Origin of the sequence: Escherichia sp. XD33 (assembly GCF_019375075.1) — a bacterium.
GTDB classification, from domain to species: Bacteria; Pseudomonadota; Gammaproteobacteria; order Enterobacterales; family Enterobacteriaceae; genus Enterobacter; species Enterobacter flexneri_A.
Genome location: NZ_JAENDM010000001.1, coordinates 106,307 through 126,887, shown reverse-complemented (window position 1 = coordinate 126,887; position 20,581 = coordinate 106,307). Strand labels below are relative to the sequence as shown.

The following is a 20,581-nucleotide window of genomic DNA, read 5'->3' as shown; positions in this document are numbered from 1 at the left end:
TATTTTTCACCAATTTATGATGATTTTTCTTCGCTAATCACGAACCCAACGCCGCTGGCTGGCTAATAAACAGACGTTATTTGATCACTCTATTTCGCCGTTATTTATCCCTTTAATTCCCTTTTCTAAAATGCCTGACAGTTCGCAGAATGAGATTTCGATCATGCAGCTAGTGCGATCCTGAACTAAGGTTTTCTGATACTTGAATACCGTTTTATTCGGTTTCGCCAAAGGAGAATGATTGATGAAATCCCCCGCACCTTCTCGCCCGCAAAAAATGGCGTTAATTCCAGCCTGTATCTTTTTGTGTTTCGCTGCGCTATCGGTGCAGGCAGAAGAAACACCGGTAACACCACAGCCGCCTGATATTTTATTAGGGCCGCTGTTTAATGATGTGCAAAACGCCAAACTTTTTCCGGACCAAAAAACCTTTGCCGATGCCGTGCCGAACAGCGATCCGCTGATGATCCTTGCTGATTATCGGATGCAGCAAAACCAGAGCGGATTTGATCTGCGCCATTTCGTTAACGTCAATTTCACCCTGCCGAAAGAAGGCGAGAAATATGTTCCGCCAGAGGGGCAGTCACTGCGCGAACATATTGACGGACTTTGGCCGGTATTAACGCGTTCTACCGAAAACACCGAAAAATGGGATTCTCTGTTACCGCTGCCGGAACCTTATGTCGTGCCGGGCGGACGCTTTCGCGAGGTATATTACTGGGACAGTTACTTCACCATGTTAGGACTTGCCGAAAGCGGTCACTGGGATAAAGTCGCGGATATGGTGGCCAATTTTGCTCATGAAATAGACACTTACGGTCATATTCCCAACGGCAACCGCAGTTACTATTTAAGCCGCTCGCAACCGCCCTTCTTTGCCCTGATGGTAGAGTTACTGGCGCAGCATGAAGGCGATGCCGCGTTGAAGCAATACCTGCCGCAAATGCAAAAAGAATATGCTTACTGGATGGACGGTGTTGAAAACCTGCAAGCCGGACAACAGGAAAAACGCGTTGTCAAACTTCAGGATGGTACCCTTCTCAACCGCTACTGGGACGATCGCGATACGCCACGACCAGAGTCATGGGTGGAAGATATTGCCACCGCCAAAAGCAATCCGAATCGACCTGCCACTGAAATTTACCGCGACCTGCGCTCTGCCGCTGCGTCTGGCTGGGATTTCAGCTCGCGCTGGATGGACAACCCGCAGCAGTTAAATACCTTACGCACCACCAGCATCGTACCGGTCGATCTGAACAGCCTGATGTTTAAAATGGAAAAAATCCTCGCCCGCGCCAGCAAAGCTGCCGGAGATAACGCGATGGCAAACCAGTACGAAACGCTGGCAAATGCCCGTCAAAAAGGGATCGAAAAATACCTGTGGAACGATCAACAAGGCTGGTATGCCGATTACGACCTGAAAAGTCATAAAGTGCGCAATCAGTTAACCGCGGCCGCCCTGTTCCCGCTGTACGTCAATGCGGCAGCGAAAGATCGCGCCAACAAAATGGCGACGGCGACGAAAACACATCTGCTGCAACCCGGCGGCCTGAACACCACGTCGGTGAAAAGTGGGCAACAATGGGATGCGCCAAATGGCTGGGCACCGTTACAGTGGGTCGCGACAGAAGGATTACAAAACTACGGGCAAAAAGAGGTGGCGATGGACATTAGCTGGCACTTCCTGACCAATGTTCAGCACACCTATGACCGGGAGAAAAAGCTGGTGGAAAAATATGATGTCAGCACCACCGGAACGGGGGGCGGCGGTGGCGAATATCCATTACAGGATGGCTTTGGCTGGACCAATGGCGTGACGCTGAAAATGCTGGATTTGATCTGCCCGAAAGAGCAACCGTGTGACAATGTTCCGGCGACGCGTCCGACCGTTAAGTCAGCAACGACGCAACCCTCAACCAAAGAGGCACAACCCACACCTTAACCAGCGCTTACTCCGACAACGTCATTCGGCTTCTCCGGATGGCGTTGTCGGCAGATAACACCATAGCTATGGTTTTTTCTACACAGACGGTTTTTCAAGTCCTGGCGGGAAGTATTGCGCAAATGTTTGCCATACGTGGTTGCCGAAGATAGCGTCATTTCTACGGGTAAGTGTTTCACTTTCATCACCCGGCGATTTACGCCGACGTTGGCTATATAAAGCATCAATTGCTACCTGAATATTGTTACGGTGTTCACTCATCAACGTTTTTTTGCTTTCTGGAGTTAAATTAATAATCACATAATCCAGACACTCCAGAGAATTTAGCAACCAAAAAAAGAATTCAGACCATTCCTCTTCGCGTAACTGAAGCATTGCCGAACGGGTATTTTGGCTTAATCTGCCAGAAGGATTGATCAATTCTAAATGTTCAATAAGCGCAGCCAAAACCGCCTCACTATCCGCCCCATTTTTAACGCCTGACTGGCTACTGTCTAAAATATTTATTTTCTGAATCACACCAAAAACAACGAAACAATAATTAAAAAAGGATTCTGTTGTTGTTACCGGGAACCGACTTTATCGGATATCGAAGTGCTATATTGATTTTTTTCACCCGTAAAGCAGGTGTCGAGTATACGTTCTGATGTGAAAGCGGATAGCGGCATCTGTATCGCTATCCGCCTTATGAAAATCTTATTCTCTTCGCAGGAGGCGGAATATGCCCAGAACGAGAATAGCTCCCACCACCGCCACCAGGAAGCTGTGCAGATTAAAACCACTGATGGAGCCGCCAATGCCAAACATGGTCGCCAGCCAGCCGCCGACCACCGCACCGACTATCCCGAGAATACAGGTCAGGAAAAATCCACCACCATCACGCCCCGGCATGATTAGCTTGGCGATAATGCCGGCTATCAGGTCAAAAATAATCCAGGCAATAATTCCCATGTTCAGGCCCTCGTTTCGATGAATCGGACGCAAGAAATGCTTACATCAACGCTCTAAGTATAGGCAAGGGCGGGATCGATGCTGGGCGTATGTCGGCTGATTTAAGAACAACATGTAAAAAATATTCACGCATTTGTATTAAGTTTTGTTAACTGTGACCGATAAACCAAAGACAGTTTGTCAGTCAGGAGTTTTTCCGCGTGAGTCATTACCATGAGCAGTTCCTGAAACAAAATCCGTTAGCCGTCCTGGGCGTGTTACGCGATTTGCACAAAGCCGCAATTCCTTTGCGTCTCAGTTGGAATGGCGGGCAGCTGATCAGCAAATTACTGGCAATAACCCCGGATAAACTGGTGCTGGATTTCGGCAGTCAAGCCGAAGACAACATCGCCGTGCTAAAGGCACAGCACATTACCATTACCGCCGAAACTCAGGGTGCGAAAGTCGAGTTTACTGTTGAACAACTACAGCAGAGTGAATACTTGCAGCTTCCGGCATTTATTACCGTACCGCCTCCCACCTTATGGTTTGTACAACGACGCCGATATTTCCGCATCTCCGCCCCACTCCATCCGCCTTATTTTTGCCAGACCAAACTGGCGGATAACAGTACGTTACGTTTCCGCCTGTATGATTTGTCGTTAGGCGGCATGGGCGCATTACTGGAAACAGCAAAGCCTGCCGAATTACAAGAAGGCATGCGCTTCGCTCAGATTGAAGTCAACATGGGGCAATGGGGTGTTTTTCACTTTGACGCCCAGTTAATCTCCATCAGCGAGCGCAAAGTGATTGATGGCAAGAATGAAACCATCACCACTCCCCGTCTGAGCTTCCGTTTTCTTAACGTCAGCCCGACGGTGGAGCGGCAATTACAGCGGATTATTTTCTCTCTCGAGCGAGAAGCCCGGGAAAAAGCGGACAAAGTGCGCGACTGATTTACATCGCGTCCAGTGCCTGCTCAAGTTTGTAGATATAGCGCGGAGCCTGCGGCGCAGGGTGATTTCGCGCTACGTGTTCGAGGAACTCGTCAGCATCCAAATCGTTGATTTTGCTGATCGCCTTTTTCCGATCTGACGAGAAAGTCCGTAGCAGCGCACCTGCCCCGTTAGCGTATGACACCACCAGCGCATATTGCAGTACCTTCGGATCTTCAATGCCTGCCAGCGGGCCGGTTTCCAGAATATTCAGGTAAGCCGCCCCCATTGAAATATTACGCTCTGGATTTTTCAGCTCGCTGGTCGTCGGCTCACCACTCCAGCCCATACGGCGATAAACATCACGTCCGGAGGTTGAAGCTTTTAACTGCATCAAACCAATGGCATTCGATTTACTCACCGCGTTCGGATTACCACCCGATTCGATAGCGATAATCGCCGTGATCAATTGTGGATCGACGCCCCAGGCTGCACCGGCTTTCTGGCTTATTGGCATCCACTGCATCGCACGTTGCACCGGAACTTTCGCGTTCCACGGCGGGTTCGTATAGTCATGCTTTGATGAACAACCCGCTAATAACACAATCAAAAAGGCAAACCATCTCAATTTCACTTCTTCTATCCTTATAGCCTGGAATCGCCGTTGAGGTGACAACGGCACACCTAAGCGGCATGATATACATTTCGTTTCTGTTGTCAGCAAGGAATTGCCATGTCTCTGTTTCACTTAATTGCCCCATCGGGTTACTGCATTAAACAGCACGCCGCGCTGCGTGGTATCCAGCGCCTTACCGACGCGGGGCATCAAGTCAATAACGTCGAGGTTATTGCCCGTCGTTGTGAGCGTTTTGCGGGTACGGAAACAGAGCGTCTGGAAGATCTCAATTCCCTTGCCAGACTGACTACCCCCAACACCATCGTGCTGGCTGTACGCGGCGGTTACGGTGCCAGTCGTTTACTGGCAGATATTGACTGGCAGGCACTGGTGGCTCGCCAACAACATGACCCGTTGCTCATTTGCGGACATAGCGATTTTACCGCCATTCAGTGCGGTCTTCTGGCGCATGGCAATGTCATCACCTTTAGCGGCCCCATGCTGGTAGCAAACTTTGGCGCGGATGAACTGAACGCCTTTACCGAGCACCATTTCTGGCTGGCGTTACGCAATGAAACCTTCACCATTGAATGGCAAGGGGAAGGCCCGACATGTCGGGCCGAAGGCACGTTGTGGGGAGGCAATCTTGCGATGCTGATTTCACTGATCGGTACACCGTGGATGCCAAAAATTGAGAACGGTATTCTGGTGCTGGAAGATATTAACGAGCACCCTTTCCGGGTCGAACGTATGCTGTTGCAGCTCTATCATGCGGGAATTTTGCCACGTCAGAAGGCGATTATTCTCGGTAGCTTTAGCGGCAGCACGCCCAATGATTATGACGCAGGTTACAACCTGGAGTCAGTGTACGCGTTTTTGCGTTCCCGCCTGTCGATTCCACTCATTACCGGCCTCGATTTTGGTCATGAACAACGCACGGTTACGCTGCCGTTGGGCGCACATGCCATTCTGAATAACACCCGGGAAGGCACTCAGTTGACGATTAGCGGTCATCCTGTTCTTAAAATGTAAAAAAATCACGCTTCAGGGCTAAGTAAAACGCTGTCTCTGCCGCTAATATGGTAGGGTTTATATAAGAGACAGCGTAATCAGGAGTAACCGACCGTTGGATGCCACAACAATAATTAGCCTTTTCATCTTAGGATCCATCCTTGTCACCAGCAGTATATTACTTAGTTCATTTTCTTCCCGTCTTGGCATTCCTATTCTGGTTATTTTTCTGGCGATCGGCATGCTGGCAGGAGTCGATGGCGTCGGCGGTATCCCGTTTGATAATTACCCCTTCGCCTACATGGTAAGTAACCTGGCACTGGCGATTATTTTGCTCGACGGCGGGATGCGCACTCAGGCCAGTTCCTTTCGTGTGGCGTTAGGACCGGCACTGTCGCTGGCGACGCTGGGCGTGCTTATCACCTCTGGTTTAACCGGCATGATGGCGGCGTGGCTGTTTAATCTTGATTTGATTGAAGGCTTATTAATCGGCGCTATCGTCGGCTCTACCGATGCTGCAGCGGTCTTTTCTCTGCTGGGTGGTAAGGGGCTTAACGAACGTGTTGGCTCGACGCTGGAAATTGAATCCGGCAGTAATGATCCAATGGCGGTCTTTCTGACGATTACCCTAATTGCGATGATCCAGCATCATGAGAGCAATATTAGCTGGATGTTCATTGTCGATATTCTGCAACAATTTGGTCTGGGCATTGTAATAGGTCTTGGCGGCGGTTATTTACTACTGCAAATGATCAACCGCATCGCCCTGCCCGCCGGATTATATCCATTGCTGGCATTAAGTGGCGGTATTCTGATTTTCTCATTAACTACTGCGCTGGAAGGTAGCGGTATTCTGGCGGTGTATCTGTGCGGTTTTCTGCTGGGTAATCGCCCTATTCGCAACCGCTACGGCATCCTGCAAAATTTCGACGGCCTCGCCTGGCTGGCGCAAATCGCCATGTTCCTGGTGCTGGGGCTGTTGGTTAACCCAAGCGATCTGCTGCCTATTGCCATTCCGGCGCTCATTTTGTCCGCATGGATGATATTCTTCGCCCGTCCCCTTTCGGTATTTGCTGGATTGCTCCCCTTCCGCGGTTTCAATCTGCGTGAGCGCGTGTTTATCAGCTGGGTAGGATTACGCGGCGCGGTGCCAATCATCCTGGCCGTGTTCCCGATGATGGCGGGGCTGGAGAATGCACGTCTGTTCTTTAATGTCGCCTTCTTTGTGGTTCTGGTTTCACTGCTCTTGCAGGGAACATCACTCTCGTGGGCGGCTAAAAAAGCCAAAGTGGTGGTTCCGCCAGTGGGACGTCCGGTGTCACGCGTTGGCCTGGATATTCATCCGGAAAATCCGTGGGAGCAGTTTGTTTATCAATTGAGTGCCGATAAATGGTGCGTGGGCGCGGCACTGCGCGATTTGCATATGCCAAAAGAGACGCGTATTGCGGCACTGTTTCGTGATAACCAGTTGCTTCATCCTACCGGCAGCACCCGACTGCGCGAAGGCGATGTGTTGTGTGTAATTGGTCGGGAACGCGATCTTCCGGCGCTCGGTAAACTGTTCAGCCAGTCGCCGCCGGTCGCGCTGGATCAACGCTTCTTTGGTGACTTCATTCTCGAAGCCAGCGCCAAATATGCTGATGTTGCGCTGATATATGGCCTGGAAGACGGGCGAGAATATCGTGATAAGCAGCAAACGCTGGGTGAAATTGTCCAGCAGTTGTTAGGCGCGGCACCGGTTGTCGGTGACCAGGTAGAGTTTGCCGGGATGATCTGGACGGTGGCCGAGAAAGAAGATAATGAAGTGTTGAAGATTGGCGTACGGGTGGCTGAAGAGGAAGCTGAATCTTAAATTTAATGAAGCATCTATCGCCGGTTGCGATGCTTTGCTGAACGCAGCCTGAGCCTGCAATTGTTTGTCGTCCATAATTTAACCTTCATTTGATGTTGAATTGAACATATCAAAATCAGGCAATTACACAAATCTATGTACAGGCTCCATCAAGGGTAAAGCGTGATTTATCTGAAGTCGAGTTCGAGTCAACAATGAAGCGTAAGCGTTTTATGTAGAACGCCTGTGCGGTGAGTTCAGGTTCCGGGGAAATAGTGTCCATCCTTTTAATGGACACTATCATGGGCAATGGCTCTGTCACATTAACAACTACAGTTGCTGACCAGCCGGATGGATGATTTTTTTGCACCCAGAAGACGTTGCCTCCGATCCGGCTTACAACAAGTTACACCGTCACAACCGGGACGCGTAGCGCCAGCGCGCACATCAACTCATAGCCCACCGTTCCGGCAGCGGCGGCGACATCATCAATTTTGATCTCCTTGCCCCACAGCTCAACCGGCGTACCAATACCCGCCTGCGGGCAAGGCGTTAAATCGACCGCTAGCATATCCATCGAGACGGTCCCCACCGTCATGGTGCGCACGCCGTCCACTAAAACAGGGGTACCGGTAGGCGCGTGGCGCGGATAACCGTCGGCGTACCCTGCGGCGACAATGCCGATTCGCTGTTCATCGCGCGCAGTATAGCGACCGCCGTAGCCCACACGCTCGCCCGCTTTTAGCGTCTGGACACCAATAATCTCACTGCTTAGCGTCATCACCGGACGTAATCCGGTATTGGCGATATCACGCCACTGACCGGACGGCGAAGCGCCATACAAAATAATGCCAGGCCGAACCCAGTCAAAATGCGCTTCCGGGTGCCACAGAGTCGCCGCCGAATTGGACAACGAACGCCGACACTCCAGCCCCTCCGCCGCCTGCTCAATACGCGCCATCGCGCCGGAAATTCCATCAGGATGTTCCGCTTCGGCAAAATGCGACATCAGGGTCATTTCGCCAACATTCGCCATTGCCCGCAACTGCTGCCAGACGGTAAGCACGCGATCGGGCTGGAAGCCCAACCGATTCATCCCACTGTTCACTTTAAGATAAATATCCAACGGTGCTTTTAGCCGCGCATTTTGCAGTGCTTTGAGCTGCCAGTTGCTGTGTACGCAGGTGGTCAGGCGGTGCTGGTCATAAATCTCCAGATCCTGAGCATGGAAAAATCCTTCCAGCATCAGGATCGGTCCTTTCCAGCCGCGCTCACGTAACGTTATTGCCTCTTCCAGGTTAAGCAATGCAAAGCCATCGGTGGCCCCGATCGCGCTCCAGATACGCTCAATACCATGCCCGTAAGCGTTCGCTTTTACCACCGACCAGACGCGCGCGTGCGTCGCGGCCTGGCGGACAATGGACAGATTCTGTTTTAATGCCTGCAGATCGAGGCTGGCCTGTATCGGACGGGTCATCTCGTTTCCTTAGCTGTGTGCGCCATGTAAATGGCCCGGACGTGATGGCGTAAATCCACGGCTGTAGCGCGCTACGCTTAGATCCTCATATGGGATCGCTGGCGTGCGACCAGAGAGCAGATCGCTTAACAACTGACCGGAACCGCAAGCCATCGTCCAGCCGAGCGTGCCGTGACCGGTATTCAGCCACAGATTTTTAAAGCGTGTACGCCCGACAACCGGCGTGCCGTCTGGCGTCATCGGGCGCAGACCAGTCCAGAAAGTCGCCTGCTCGACATGACCGCCGCGTGGATAGAGATCGCGAACCACCATCTCCAGCGTTTCACGACGCGGTTGCAACAGCTCGGTATTAAAACCAACAATCTCCGCCATTCCGCCAACACGAATGCGGTTATCGAAACGGGTAATGGCGATTTTGTAGGTTTCATCAAGAATGGTGGATACCGGCGCACCATCTTCCTGCGCAATTGGAATGGTCAGCGAGTAGCCTTTCAGCGGATACACCGGAATATCAACAATGCCTTTGAGCATCGCCGTCGAGTAAGAACCAAACGCCATCACATACGCATCGGCCTTAATCACTTCATCGCCACACTTCACGCCGTAGATTTGCTCGCCGTCGCAAAGCAGTTGGTCAACGGGCGTATTAAAGCGGAATTTAACCCCCGCCTGCTCCGCCATCCGCGCCAGATTCTGGGTAAATAGCTGACAGTCTCCGGTTTCATCATTGGGTAACTGCAGGCCGCCCGTCAGTTTGTGCGCCACTTCTGCCAGCGCGGGCTCCACTTCCGCCAGGCGGCTGGATTCCAGCAGCTGATACGGTACGCCGGCATCTTCCAGCACGGCGATATCGCGGGTCGCATTTTCATACTGTTGTTCGGTACGGAACAGTTGCAGCGTCCCACCCTGACGCCCTTCATACTGAATATTGGTTTCGGCGCGCAATGCTTTCAGGCAATCACGGCTGTATTCCGCCAGACGCACCATCCGCCCTTTGTTTTCCATGTAGTGGCTGGTGTCGCAGTTACGTAACATTTGCCACATCCATTTCAACTGGAACTGCGTACCGTCGAGACGAACCGCCAGCGGCGCATGGCGCTGGAACATCCATTTAATCGCTTTTAAAGGCACACCTGGTGCCGCCCACGGTGCAGCATATCCGGGGGAGATTTGCCCGGCATTCGCGGCACTGGTTTCCAGGGCGGCCCCCGGCTCCCGATCAATGACGGTGACCTCATGTCCTGCCTGATTTAAGTACCAGGCGCTGGCAACGCCTACCACACCACTTCCCAGTATGACAACTCGCATAGCCACTCCGATAACGGTAGATACAGTAAAAGAATAATAATCTAATCACATCTTGATAACTCAGTTGAAAATATTATTCAACATACGGCTTTTTTATGGTGAGCTGGCTCACATCTCCCTGACTCTGCGGCAATATGGCGTCTTTAGTATCTCCTGCTGAACGCCCTTTTTATCCAGCATAAAATTCCGTTCAGAAGCGGATTAGTGGCACTCTGATAATAAGAAATCGCAAAGAAAAAAATTCTCCGGCGACGCGGTTTTTAACAGGTGTTCTATGCTTGAAATGAGGTGCTCCACACAGAGAGCGCCGACAACAATGAGGTGCGCGTATGGCGACGATCGATTCTATGAATAAGGACACCACACGTTTGAGCGATGGACCCGACTGGACGTTCGACCTGCTGGATGTTTATCTGGCAGAGATAGACCGGGTGGCGAAACTCTACCGGCTGGATACCTACCCGCACCAGATTGAAGTGATAACCTCAGAACAGATGATGGATGCCTACTCCAGCGTCGGCATGCCAATTAACTATCCGCACTGGTCATTCGGTAAAAAGTTTATCGAGACTGAACGGCTGTATAAGCACGGTCAGCAAGGACTGGCCTATGAAATCGTCATTAACTCTAACCCGTGTATCGCTTACCTGATGGAAGAGAACACCATTACCATGCAAGCGCTGGTGATGGCTCATGCCTGCTATGGGCATAACTCTTTCTTCAAAAACAATTACTTATTCCGTAGCTGGACCGACGCCAGTTCGATTGTCGATTATCTGATTTTTGCCCGTAAATATATTACCGAGTGCGAAGAGCGTTATGGCGTTGATGAAGTAGAACGGCTTCTGGACTCGTGCCACGCGCTGATGAACTACGGCGTGGACCGGTACAAACGCCCGCAAAAAATCTCGCTGCAAGAAGAGAAAGCCCGGCAGAAAAGTCGCGAAGAGTATCTGCAAAGTCAGGTCAATATGCTCTGGCGTACCCTGCCGAAGCGCGAGGAAGAGAAAACGGTTGCTGAAGCGCGCCGCTATCCGTCCGAACCACAAGAAAACCTGCTCTATTTTATGGAGAAAAATGCGCCACTGCTGGAATCATGGCAGCGTGAAATCCTGCGTATTGTGCGTAAGGTGAGCCAGTATTTTTATCCGCAAAAACAGACTCAGGTGATGAACGAAGGCTGGGCGACCTTCTGGCACTACACCATCCTTAACCATCTGTATGATGAAGGGAAAGTAACGGAACGTTTTATGCTGGAGTTTTTGCACAGCCACACCAATGTGGTCTTCCAGCCCCCCTATAACAGCCCGTGGTACAGCGGCATCAACCCGTATGCCCTCGGGTTCGCCATGTTCCAGGATATTAAACGGATTTGTCAGTCGCCAACGGAAGAAGACAAATACTGGTTCCCGGATATCGCCGGTTCCGACTGGCTGGAAACGCTGCATTTCGCGATGCGTGATTTCAAAGATGAGAGTTTTATCAGCCAGTTCCTGTCACCGAAAGTGATGCGTGATTTCCGCTTCTTCACCGTGCTGGATGACGATCGGCATAATTATCTGGAGATTTCCGCTATTCATAATGAAGAAGGTTATCGGGAGATCCGTAACCGGTTATCGTCGCAATATAACTTAAGTAATCTGGAGCCGAATATTCAGATCTGGAACGTGGATTTGCGCGGCGACCGTTCGCTGACGCTGCGTTATATTCCACATAATCGCGCACCGCTGGATCGGGGGCGCAAAGAAGTCCTGAAGCATGTGCATCGCCTGTGGGGATTTGATGTGATGCTCGAACAGCAAAACGAAGACGGCAGCATCGAGTTGCTGGAACGTTGCCCGCCAAGAATGGGAAATCTGTAAAAACAACAAAAAACCCCTCGTTTGAGGGGTTTGCTCTTTAAACGGAAGGGATTATCGCCCCTGAATGGCTAAATCACCCGGCAGATTTTTCTGCATCCGGTGCCAAATCTCGCCACTCTCATGCCCATAGCGACGCACTGTTTCGTACACCTGATCGTGCGCGCCTTCACTGCACAACGCCGACAGTTTGTGGTAGAAGCCCAGCGCCAGACTGCGCGCTTCCGGATTGGCGAAATAGTGACGACCAATACGCGTATACAGCCCTTTCATCCCGTTAAGAATCAGACCGTAAATCGGGTTGCCGGAAGCAAACGCCAGGCCGCGGAATATGTTGTAATCCAGCTCGGCAAAGGCATCGGCGTGATCGGCCACTTCATTAGCGGTAGCCAGCACTTCCTGCGCTTTATCGGGATGCTGACGAAACGCGGTGCGAATAAAAATAGTGGAAATATTGGTACGCACCGACAGCAAATTATCAATAAGCTGCGGCACACTTTCGTGATCCAGTCGCGCCAGTGTTTCAAGGATATTTAAACCGGAAGTTTCCCAGAAATTATTCACCTTCGTCGGCTTGCCATGTTGAATGGTCAACCAGCCATCTCGTGCCAGACGCTGTAACACTTCACGTAACGTAGTACGCGTTACGCCAATTAATTCTGAAAGTTCACGTTCTGCGGGCAAAATAGTCCCGGGAGGGAAGCGGTTATTCCAGATACTTTCAATAATGTACTCTTCCGCGAAACCCGCCGGGCTTTGCGCCTTAATGACCATAGTGAGATTTCCATAACACAGCAAAACAAAGTTGGACTCATCATACCAGAGGGCTAACTACGCTGATAGCAGACAAAAAGAAGAAAAAGGGATCAAGGCTTCATTTTCCGCATCTCTTTCCCCTTGACTATCAAGACTTGCCTCACTCCTGCCTGACCGTTAAGCTTTGCGTTTAAACATAAAAACATCATTGATTATTTGTAAGGTAAGGGAAACCATCATGGAGATCTCCTGGGGCCGCGCGCTATGGCGCAATTTTTTGGGCCAGTCCCCCGACTGGTACAAACTCGCCCTCATCATTTTCTTAATCGTAAACCCGTTAATTTTCCTCATCAGCCCTTTCGTCGCGGGCTGGTTGCTGGTAGCGGAATTTATTTTCACTCTGGCGATGGCCCTGAAATGCTACCCGCTGCTCCCCGGTGGTCTGTTGGCTATCGAAGCGGTATTCATCGGCATGACCAGCGCGGAACACGTCCGTGAAGAGGTGGCGGCAAATCTTGAAGTCTTGCTGTTACTGATGTTTATGGTGGCGGGTATCTATTTTATGAAACAGCTGTTGCTGTTCATATTTACCCGTTTGCTGTTAAGCATTCGCTCCAAAATGCTGCTGTCGCTCTCTTTTTGCGTGGCGGCTGCGTTCCTCTCCGCGTTCCTCGATGCCTTAACCGTCGTGGCGGTGGTGATCAGCGTTGCAGTCGGTTTTTATGGTATTTATCACCGCGTAGCCTCTTCCCGTACCGAAGACACCGACCTGCAAGACGATAGTCATATCGACAAGCATTACAAAGTGGTTCTGGAACAGTTCCGTGGCTTTCTGCGTAGCCTGATGATGCATGCCGGTGTCGGCACCGCATTAGGCGGCGTAATGACCATGGTGGGCGAACCACAGAACCTGATCATCGCTAAAGCGGCTGGCTGGCATTTTGGCGATTTCTTCCTGCGCATGTCGCCGGTGACCGTTCCGGTTCTGATTTGTGGCCTGTTAACCTGCCTGCTGGTAGAGAAGCTGCGTTGGTTTGGCTACGGTGAAACGCTGCCGGAGAAAGTCCGCGAAGTGTTGCAACAGTTTGACGATCAAAGCCGCCACCAGCGTACCCGTCAGGATAAAATCCGTCTGATTGTCCAGGCGATTATTGGCGTCTGGCTGGTGACTGCGCTGGCGTTGCATCTGGCGGAAGTTGGCTTGATTGGTTTGTCAGTCATTATTCTGGCAACATCATTGACCGGTGTCACCGATGAGCATGCTATCGGTAAAGCCTTCACCGAATCTCTGCCATTCACCGCACTGTTGACGGTGTTTTTCTCGGTAGTCGCGGTGATTATCGACCAACAACTGTTTTCGCCAATTATTCAGTTTGTGTTGCAGGCATCGGAACATGCTCAGCTGTCGCTGTTCTATATTTTCAACGGTCTGCTGTCATCCATTTCGGATAACGTCTTCGTGGGGACGATTTATATCAACGAAGCGAAAGCGGCAATGGAAAGTGGCGCTATCACGTTGAAGCAATACGAGCTGCTGGCGGTCGCCATTAATACCGGTACCAATCTGCCCTCCGTCGCTACGCCGAACGGTCAGGCTGCGTTCCTGTTCCTGCTGACCTCTGCACTCGCGCCATTGATTCGCCTCTCTTATGGCCGCATGGTGTGGATGGCCCTGCCTTACACCCTCGTCCTGACACTCGTCGGCTTGCTCTGCGTCGAGTTTACGCTTGCCCCTGTAACCGAATGGTTTATGCAAATGGGCTGGATAGCAACGCTTTGATAACAACTTACCGGGCATATAAATGCCCGGTTTGCCTTTTCGCCCGATAATTGTCCAATTGCGTCCTATTTTTGCTGCCTCCTGGTGGCGCAGCGAATGAATTGGTTTAAACTGCGCACTCTATGCATATTGCAGGGAAATGATTATGTTGCGATTTTTGAACCAATGTTCACAAGGCCGGGGCGCGTGGCTGTTGATGGCGTTTACTGCTCTGGCACTGGAACTGACGGCGCTGTGGTTCCAGCATGTGATGTTACTGAAACCTTGCGTGCTCTGTATTTATGAACGCTGCGCGTTATTCGGCGTTCTGGGTGCTGCGCTGATTGGCGCGATCGCCCCGAAAACTCCGCTGCGTTATGTAGCGATGGTTATCTGGTTGTATAGTGCGTTCCGCGGTGTGCAGTTAACTTACGAGCACACCATGCTTCAGCTCTATCCTTCGCCGTTTGCCACCTGTGATTTTATGGTTCGTTTCCCGGAATGGCTGCCGCTGGATAAGTGGGTGCCGCAAGTGTTTGTCGCCTCTGGCGATTGCGCCGAGCGTCAGTGGGATTTTTTAGGTCTGGAAATGCCGCAGTGGCTGCTCGGTATTTTTATCGCTTACCTGATTGTCGCAGTGCTGGTGGTGATTTCCCAGCCGTTTAAAGCGAAAAAACGTGATCTGTTCGGTCGCTAATCCATTCGGCGCTCCTGCGGGAGCGCTTTTTTCCTGCCGCTATATTTATTTGACCCGCAGTAAATCAGAACTTCGCGTTGTATAACGTGGTGAAAGCATGGCTCGCTTCATCTGCCATTGTTGCTGGATCCCCTGCCCGGCAAAATAGAGTGTTCCTCTGCCCTCTTTAGCATTCAGTGTATCCATTACCGTCATCAATTGCTCACTCCCGGGGCGCGGTGCGTTGTCATCGAATAAATTGAGCTGCGCGACTCCCTGACTGAAGAAATCCCCCAGCATCACGCCCGCTTTTTGGTAACGATGGCCCGCTTGCCAGATGGCATCCAGAGATCGCGTAGCAGCGTTAATGATATCCCTGCTGTCCTGAGTGGGCGTCAGCAGTTTTACCGACGCGCTATTGCCGTAATAAGGTTCATTGAGCGCAAATGGTGACGTCTTAATAAACGTGGAGATAAACCGACAATATTGATGCTCGCTGCGAAGTTTTTCCGCCGCCCGGGCAGCGTAACTACAAATGGCCTGCCGCATCGACGGATAATCCGTGATGCGTTCACCAAACGAGCGGGAACAGATAATTTCCTGCTTCGTCGGTGCAAACTCTTCCAGTTGCAAACAGGGTTCGCCGCGCAGTTCACGCACCGTTCTTTCGAGCACGACATTAAAATGTTTACGGATAAACCGGATATCTGTATCCGCCAAATCGAGAACGGTTTTGATCCCCATCGCGTCCAGTTTTTTGCTGATCCGCCGTCCAATCCCCCAGACGTCATCCACGGGGAGAGCAGACATTAATTTACGCTGGCGTTCCAGATTTGATAAATCCACCACCCCACCCGTCTGCCGCTGCCATTTTTTTGCCGCATGATTGGCAAGCTTAGCCAGCGTTTTGGTCTGGGCGATCCCCACGCCAACAGTAAGATGGGTACGTTGTAGCACCGTTGCGCGAATTTCTCTGCCAAAATCAGTCAGATCGCGACAATTACGCACACCTGTCAGATCGCAGAATGCCTCATCAATACTGTAAATCTCGACGCGGGGCGATAGCTCTTCCAGCGTCGACATCACCCGATTGCTCATGTCTGCGTAAAGCTCATAATTGCTGCTAAAGCAAACCACACCACAGCGACGAAACAGATCTTTTTGTTTGAACCAGGGATCGCCCATTTTAACGCCAAGCGCCTTTGCCTCAGCGTTTCGGGCGATAACGCAACCGTCATTATTCGATAGCACAACCACCGGTTTACCCCATAAATCAGGGCGAAACACCGTCTCACAGCTGGCATAAAACGCGTTTACATCACAGAGGGCAAACATCAGCGCATCGCCTTAACGACGTGGATCACCACACCAAAGACATCCAGCGTATCTTCGCTACTGATGGTAATGGGCGAGTACGCACTGTTCATGGGAATAAGCTGTACCGTCGGGCGTAGTTGCAATTTTTTCACCGTAAACTCGCCGTCAACAGCAGCGATGACAATATCACCATGGCTGGCGGTAATAGCGCTATCGACAATCAGTAAATCACCGTCACTAATTCCACCATCAATCATAGAATCACCACTTGCTTTGACGAAGTAAGTCGCGCTGGGATGCTGGATCAACAGTTGATTCAGATCGATGCGCTGTTCAACGTAATCTGCTGCCGGTGAAGGAAAGCCACACTGAACAAGATCGCTAAATAGCGGAAAAGTCACAATTTCGCGGAGATCCGCAGGCTTGATAAACAACATAATAATCTGCCTGAAGTTATACTGTTTTTATATACAGTAGTCTGTTCTTGCCAGCAGATCAATACTGATTCAGGCTATCAATATTTGTCGCTGCATAGACTGCTGATTTTTCGTTCTCTTATCCTGTGCTCACGTGGCCTTCTGGCGACGACGCTCATCCAGCAGAAATGAAAAATATCACCCGGCAAAAAAATAGAATAGAAGCACTCGCCATAATGACATTAAACATTGTTTGATATTTATCATATTAATAGAAATAAAGACATTGACGCATCCCGCCCGGCTAACTATGAATTAGATGAAGTAAAATTTATTAATAGTTGTAAAACAGGAGTTTCATTACAATTTATATATTTAAAGAGGCGAATGATTATGACTGAAATCGTTGCAGATAAAACGGTAGAAGTAGTTAAAAACGCAATCGAAACCGCAGATGGAGCATTAGATCTTTATAATAAATATCTCGATCAGGTCATCCCCTGGCAGACCTTTGATGAAACCATAAAAGAGTTAAGTCGCTTTAAACAGGAGTATTCACAGGCAGCCTCCGTTTTAGTCGGCGATATTAAAACCTTACTTATGGATAGCCAGGATAAGTATTTTGAAGCAACCCAAACAGTGTATGAATGGTGTGGTGTTGCGACGCAATTGCTCGCAGCGTATATTTTGCTATTTGATGAGTACAATGAGAAGAAAGCATCCGCCCAGAAAGACATTCTCATTAAGGTACTGGATGACGGCATCACGAAGCTGAATGAAGCGCAAAAATCCCTGCTGGTAAGCTCACAAAGTTTCAACAACGCTTCCGGGAAACTGCTGGCGTTAGATAGCCAGTTAACCAATGATTTTTCAGAAAAAAAACAGCTATTTCCAGTCACAGGTAGATAAAATCAGGAAGGAAGCGTATGCCGGTGTCGTCGCCGGTCCATTTGGATTAATCATTTCCTATTCTATTGCTGCGGGCGTAGTTGAAGGGAAACTGATTCCAGAATTGAAGAACAAGTTAAAATCTGTGCAGAATTTCTTTACCACCCTGTCAAACACGGTTAAACAAGCGAATAAAGATATCGATGCCGCCAAATTGAAATTAACCACCGAAATAGTCGCCATCGGGGAGATAAAAACGGAAACTGAAACAACCAGATTCTATGTTGATTATGATGATTTAATGCTTTCTTTGCTAAAAGAAGCGGCCAAAAAAATGATTAACACCTGTAATGAGTATCAGAAAAGACACGGTAAAAAGACACTCTTTGAGGTACCTGAAGTCTGATAAGCTATTATTCTCTCCATGTACTCAAGGTATAAGGTTTATCACATTTAAAAACACAGACGTTTTTTAAAGATTGAGAGTTACCTGTTGATAATAAGGTATCGGGTAACTCTCATTATGACAGAGCGCTTTCAAAAACAGGGCTACGAAATGGCGAGCATCCAGACGTATATTAAGAAAGCCCCCATCAACATCTATTAAATTTATCACTGCGCCCAGTCAGGTTTATTTAAGATATGATCCTGCCAGTCAATCACTTCTGATTCTTTCACTGCGATATGACGCACAGAGATACGTTCACCATGCATTGCCGCTTTCGAACCCGTAAGTAGCGGATGCCACGCAGGTAAATCTTTACCTTCCGCCAGCAACCGATAAGCGCAGGTCATTGGCAGCCATTCGAATGTTGGCAGATTTTCACGGGTTAATTTAATGCAGTCGGGTTCAAACTCGAAACGACGTTCGTAGTTCCGACATTGACAGGTTTTAATATTGAGCTGGCGACAGGCGACGTTAGTGAAGTAGATTTCGTCGGTGTCTTCATCCATCAGTTTATGCAGGCAACACTGACCGCAACCATCACACAACGACTCCCATTCCGCATCGCTCATTTCGTCCAGGGTTTTACTTTGCCAGAAAGGTACATCGCTCATCAGGTGTTCCGCCATTACGTTAAAACGCACCTTATAACCAGTCTGGCACAGCGATGCAAGTTTTGCCGCCGCTTTCAGGCGGCAAAAAGTATTACAAAACGCGAGTTGTCAAAGAATGCCCATCGAAAGTGACTGTCAGCTCATCACCGCTTTGCAACGGGCCGACGCCATCAGGCGTGCCTGTCAACACAACGTCACCGGCCTTGAGGGTAAAAAACTTGCTCATATAAGCGATCAGCGGAACGATTTTATGGATCATGTCCGCAGTCGTACCTTGCTGGCGTTGCTCGCCGTTTACGCTCAGGCCCAGCGTTGTATTTTGCGGGTCGCCGGTAAATTCCGCCGCGGGAATAAACCCGGAAAGCGGACAAGAGTTATCAAACGCTTTAGCCTTTTCCCACGGCTGCCCGGCTTTCTTCATTTTTCCCTGAACATCACGCAACGTCAGATCGAGCGCCACGCCATAACCGGCAATGGCTTTGCGGACATGCTCTTCCGTAGCCTGACGCAGCGTCGCGCCAATCAACACCGCCAGTTCGACTTCATGATGAACTGAACCGAAATCGGATGGGATCGCCAATGGCTGCCGCAGATCGCACAGTGCCGTTTCTGGTTTAATAAACAGCACTGGCTCTTCGGGCACTGCGCTGCCCATCTCTTTAATATGTTTGGCATAGTTACTGCCAACACAGACTACTTTACTCACCGGATAATCCAGCAGCGCACCTTGCCAGTTGTGATGTTGATACATAACGTTCCCCTCACCTTATCGTGGATATGAAAACCCGCGCCGACAAAGATAATGCCACCGCCGGATATCGGTTATTTGTTAGTGTCGTCTGTTTTCTGCCCCATGACGGAAAGATGTTGCTTCAGCAAATCTTCGGGTGGTGGCGGTAACTGCAAATAGTAACCTTGCTCGGTTAATGCCAGTTTAACCTTTTCAATATCAGCATTGACCAGTTTCTTCCGCCCATCCAACGGCAGAATCATCGCTAACTGAGGCTGACCAAAACCTTTCATCAGTTCCTCAGGAACACGCGAAAAATCGTCTTTTTTTTCGACATATAAATAGGTCTGGTCACGCTTGCTGCTTCGATAAATCACACAAAACATACTTTTACTCTTTAAGATGCCAGGTTTTGGCATAAGCTAACATCAATGAAACCCGCGCCACAAGCCAGCCAGCTGTAGATTTCTGCGGTTTGTTGAGTCCATGCCCCTTTATAAGTAATCCCCCCGGCAAAAAATGCCGCGCCGGGATTTTACCGAACGCAGAAAAGCCACTGGAATTCTCCCGTAAGGGATTGTTATATTATAACAGTTCATCGTACTCATTCTGAACAGGAGACTACCAATGAAAATCAAGAGCATCAGTAAGGCTGTATTGCTGTTTGCACTGCTAACCTCCACGAGCTTTGCTGCGGGTAAGAATGTCAATGTTGAGTTCAGAAAAGGCCATAGCAGCGCTCAGTACTCCGGCGAAATAAAGGGATACGATTACGATACATATACCTTCTATGCCAAAAAAGGTCAGAAAGTGCATGTGAGTATCTCTAATGAAGGCGCTGATACTTACCTCTTCGGGCCAGGAATCGATGATTCAGTTGATTTATCCAGATATTCCCCAGAACTCGATAGTCACGGACAATACTCACTCCCTGCTTCTGGCAAATATGAGCTGCGAGTGTTGCAAACCCGAAACGACGCCCGTAAAAACAAAACTAAAAAATATAACGTCGATATTCAAATTAAGTAAATGTCAACCGACGGGGACTCTCCCCGTCATAAACGTTAATGC

General features: G+C 49.9%; 19 protein-coding genes and 1 pseudogene. 9 read left to right on the top strand and 11 right to left on the bottom strand.

The window, feature by feature from the left end; all coding sequences use genetic code 11:
* Nucleotides 1–244: 244 nt before the first annotated feature.
* The gene (treA, locus tag K0778_RS00675) at nt 245–1,942 is read left to right on the top strand and encodes an alpha,alpha-trehalase (protein ID WP_000841714.1); all 1,698 of its coding nucleotides are present in this window, start codon (nt 245–247) and stop codon (nt 1,940–1,942) included.
* A gap of 78 nt (nt 1,943–2,020) precedes the next feature.
* On the opposite strand, the gene ycgY is transcribed toward treA, so the two are convergent.
* A complete protein-coding gene (ycgY, locus tag K0778_RS00670) occupies nt 2,021–2,461 on the bottom strand; it encodes a protein YcgY (RefSeq protein WP_000615067.1) in 441 nt (146 codons plus the stop codon).
* Between the two features lie 177 nt (nt 2,462–2,638).
* Nucleotides 2,639–2,893, bottom strand: coding sequence for a GlsB/YeaQ/YmgE family stress response membrane protein (locus K0778_RS00665; protein WP_001310727.1), 255 nt, complete (start codon nt 2,891–2,893; stop codon nt 2,639–2,641).
* A 200-nt stretch (nt 2,894–3,093) separates the two neighbouring features.
* Here K0778_RS00665 and K0778_RS00660 point away from each other — a divergent pair, with 200 nt between their 5' ends.
* A complete protein-coding gene (locus K0778_RS00660; RefSeq protein ID WP_000020169.1) occupies nt 3,094–3,828 on the top strand; it encodes a flagellar brake protein in 735 nt (244 codons plus the stop codon).
* Nucleotide 3,829: 1 nt separating this feature from the next.
* Here K0778_RS00660 and emtA read toward each other — a convergent pair whose 3' ends face one another.
* Nucleotides 3,830–4,441: a membrane-bound lytic murein transglycosylase EmtA gene (gene emtA / locus K0778_RS00655; RefSeq protein ID WP_001301104.1), complete on the bottom strand. Its 612-nt coding sequence runs from the start codon at nt 4,439–4,441 to the stop codon at nt 3,830–3,832.
* A gap of 99 nt (nt 4,442–4,540) precedes the next feature.
* Between emtA and ldcA the strand changes: the two genes are divergently transcribed.
* A complete protein-coding gene (gene ldcA / locus K0778_RS00650) occupies nt 4,541–5,455 on the top strand; it encodes a muramoyltetrapeptide carboxypeptidase (RefSeq protein WP_000051560.1) in 915 nt (304 codons plus the stop codon).
* A gap of 94 nt (nt 5,456–5,549) precedes the next feature.
* On the top strand, nt 5,550–7,286 hold the full coding sequence (locus K0778_RS00645; protein ID WP_000340194.1) for a potassium/proton antiporter: 1,737 nt from the start codon (nt 5,550–5,552) through the stop codon (nt 7,284–7,286).
* 385 nt (nt 7,287–7,671) lie between these two features.
* On the opposite strand, the gene dadX is transcribed toward K0778_RS00645, so the two are convergent.
* Together dadX and dadA are read right to left on the bottom strand one after the other, a co-directional pair.
* Nucleotides 7,672–8,742, bottom strand: a complete 1,071-nt coding sequence (gene dadX / locus K0778_RS00640; protein WP_000197881.1) for a catabolic alanine racemase DadX — start codon at nt 8,740–8,742, stop codon at nt 7,672–7,674.
* Between the two features lie 9 nt (nt 8,743–8,751).
* Nucleotides 8,752–10,050 carry a D-amino acid dehydrogenase gene (gene dadA, locus K0778_RS00635; RefSeq protein WP_001266908.1) on the bottom strand — a complete coding sequence of 433 codons (1,299 nt, stop codon included), beginning with the start codon at nt 10,048–10,050 and terminating at the stop codon, nt 8,752–8,754.
* Nucleotides 10,051–10,379: 329 nt separating this feature from the next.
* On the opposite strand from dadA, the gene K0778_RS00630 reads away from it, so the two are divergent.
* A complete protein-coding gene (locus K0778_RS00630; RefSeq protein WP_000190854.1) occupies nt 10,380–11,912 on the top strand; it encodes a SpoVR family protein in 1,533 nt (510 codons plus the stop codon).
* Nucleotides 11,913–11,963: 51 nt separating this feature from the next.
* Here K0778_RS00630 and fadR read toward each other — a convergent pair whose 3' ends face one another.
* Entirely contained in the window at nt 11,964–12,683 is a 720-nt protein-coding gene (gene fadR / locus K0778_RS00625; RefSeq protein WP_000234823.1) for a fatty acid metabolism transcriptional regulator FadR, read from the bottom strand.
* 220 nt (nt 12,684–12,903) lie between these two features.
* On the opposite strand from fadR, the gene nhaB reads away from it, so the two are divergent.
* Together nhaB and dsbB are read left to right on the top strand one after the other, a co-directional pair.
* On the top strand, nt 12,904–14,445 hold the full coding sequence (gene nhaB, locus K0778_RS00620) for a Na(+)/H(+) antiporter NhaB (RefSeq protein ID WP_000406391.1): 1,542 nt from the start codon (nt 12,904–12,906) through the stop codon (nt 14,443–14,445).
* 145 nt (nt 14,446–14,590) lie between these two features.
* Nucleotides 14,591–15,121 (top strand): disulfide bond formation protein DsbB, encoded by a 531-nt coding sequence (dsbB, locus tag K0778_RS00615; protein WP_000943459.1) that lies wholly within the window; start codon nt 14,591–14,593, stop codon nt 15,119–15,121.
* A 45-nt stretch (nt 15,122–15,166) separates the two neighbouring features.
* On the opposite strand, the gene umuC is transcribed toward dsbB, so the two are convergent.
* Together umuC and K0778_RS00605 are read right to left on the bottom strand one after the other, a co-directional pair.
* A complete protein-coding gene (gene umuC, locus K0778_RS00610; RefSeq protein WP_000457616.1) occupies nt 15,167–16,435 on the bottom strand; it encodes a DNA polymerase V catalytic protein in 1,269 nt (422 codons plus the stop codon).
* On the bottom strand, nt 16,435–16,854 hold the full coding sequence (locus K0778_RS00605) for a translesion error-prone DNA polymerase V autoproteolytic subunit (RefSeq protein WP_000897378.1): 420 nt from the start codon (nt 16,852–16,854) through the stop codon (nt 16,435–16,437). Before K0778_RS00605 ends, umuC begins: the two co-directional genes overlap by 1 nt.
* 372 nt (nt 16,855–17,226) lie before the next feature.
* Here K0778_RS00605 and hlyE point away from each other — a divergent pair.
* A pseudogene (hlyE, locus tag K0778_RS00600) lies at nt 17,227–18,127 on the top strand (hemolysin HlyE).
* 206 nt (nt 18,128–18,333) lie between these two features.
* Here hlyE and K0778_RS00595 read toward each other — a convergent pair.
* The 3 genes from K0778_RS00595 to K0778_RS00585 all read right to left on the bottom strand — a co-directional run bounded on the left by K0778_RS00595 (nt 18,334) and on the right by K0778_RS00585 (nt 19,896).
* Nucleotides 18,334–18,780 (bottom strand): YcgN family cysteine cluster protein, encoded by a 447-nt coding sequence (locus K0778_RS00595; protein ID WP_001306825.1) that lies wholly within the window; start codon nt 18,778–18,780, stop codon nt 18,334–18,336.
* 91 nt (nt 18,781–18,871) lie between these two features.
* Nucleotides 18,872–19,531, bottom strand: coding sequence for a fumarylacetoacetate hydrolase family protein (locus tag K0778_RS00590; RefSeq protein ID WP_000284277.1), 660 nt, complete (start codon nt 19,529–19,531; stop codon nt 18,872–18,874).
* Between the two features lie 71 nt (nt 19,532–19,602).
* Nucleotides 19,603–19,896: a YcgL domain-containing protein gene (locus K0778_RS00585; RefSeq protein ID WP_001297679.1), complete on the bottom strand. Its 294-nt coding sequence runs from the start codon at nt 19,894–19,896 to the stop codon at nt 19,603–19,605.
* Nucleotides 19,897–20,137: 241 nt separating this feature from the next.
* Between K0778_RS00585 and pliG the strand changes: the two genes are divergently transcribed.
* The gene (pliG, locus tag K0778_RS00580; protein WP_000695218.1) at nt 20,138–20,539 is read left to right on the top strand and encodes a g-type lysoyme inhibitor PliG; all 402 of its coding nucleotides are present in this window, start codon (nt 20,138–20,140) and stop codon (nt 20,537–20,539) included.
* Nucleotides 20,540–20,581 lie beyond the last annotated feature (42 nt).

Coding starts and splice junctions, on each gene's coding strand:
- K0778_RS00595 (WP_001306825.1), bottom strand. CDS start 18,780: ATGAGCGATGTACCTTTCTGGCAAAGTAAAACCCTGGACGAAATGAGC.
- umuC (WP_000457616.1), bottom strand. CDS start 16,435: ATGTTTGCCCTCTGTGATGTAAACGCGTTTTATGCCAGCTGTGAGACG.
- ldcA (WP_000051560.1), top strand. CDS start 4,541: ATGTCTCTGTTTCACTTAATTGCCCCATCGGGTTACTGCATTAAACAG.
- dadX (WP_000197881.1), bottom strand. CDS start 8,742: ATGACCCGTCCGATACAGGCCAGCCTCGATCTGCAGGCATTAAAACAG.
- K0778_RS00605 (WP_000897378.1), bottom strand. CDS start 16,854: ATGTTGTTTATCAAGCCTGCGGATCTCCGCGAAATTGTGACTTTTCCG.
- dadA (WP_001266908.1), bottom strand. CDS start 10,050: ATGCGAGTTGTCATACTGGGAAGTGGTGTGGTAGGCGTTGCCAGCGCC.
- treA (WP_000841714.1), top strand. CDS start 245: ATGAAATCCCCCGCACCTTCTCGCCCGCAAAAAATGGCGTTAATTCCA.
- K0778_RS00590 (WP_000284277.1), bottom strand. CDS start 19,531: ATGTATCAACATCACAACTGGCAAGGTGCGCTGCTGGATTATCCGGTG.
- dsbB (WP_000943459.1), top strand. CDS start 14,591: ATGTTGCGATTTTTGAACCAATGTTCACAAGGCCGGGGCGCGTGGCTG.
- nhaB (WP_000406391.1), top strand. CDS start 12,904: ATGGAGATCTCCTGGGGCCGCGCGCTATGGCGCAATTTTTTGGGCCAG.
- K0778_RS00665 (WP_001310727.1), bottom strand. CDS start 2,893: ATGGGAATTATTGCCTGGATTATTTTTGACCTGATAGCCGGCATTATC.
- K0778_RS00630 (WP_000190854.1), top strand. CDS start 10,380: ATGGCGACGATCGATTCTATGAATAAGGACACCACACGTTTGAGCGAT.
- pliG (WP_000695218.1), top strand. CDS start 20,138: ATGAAAATCAAGAGCATCAGTAAGGCTGTATTGCTGTTTGCACTGCTA.
- fadR (WP_000234823.1), bottom strand. CDS start 12,683: ATGGTCATTAAGGCGCAAAGCCCGGCGGGTTTCGCGGAAGAGTACATT.
- K0778_RS00585 (WP_001297679.1), bottom strand. CDS start 19,896: ATGTTTTGTGTGATTTATCGAAGCAGCAAGCGTGACCAGACCTATTTA.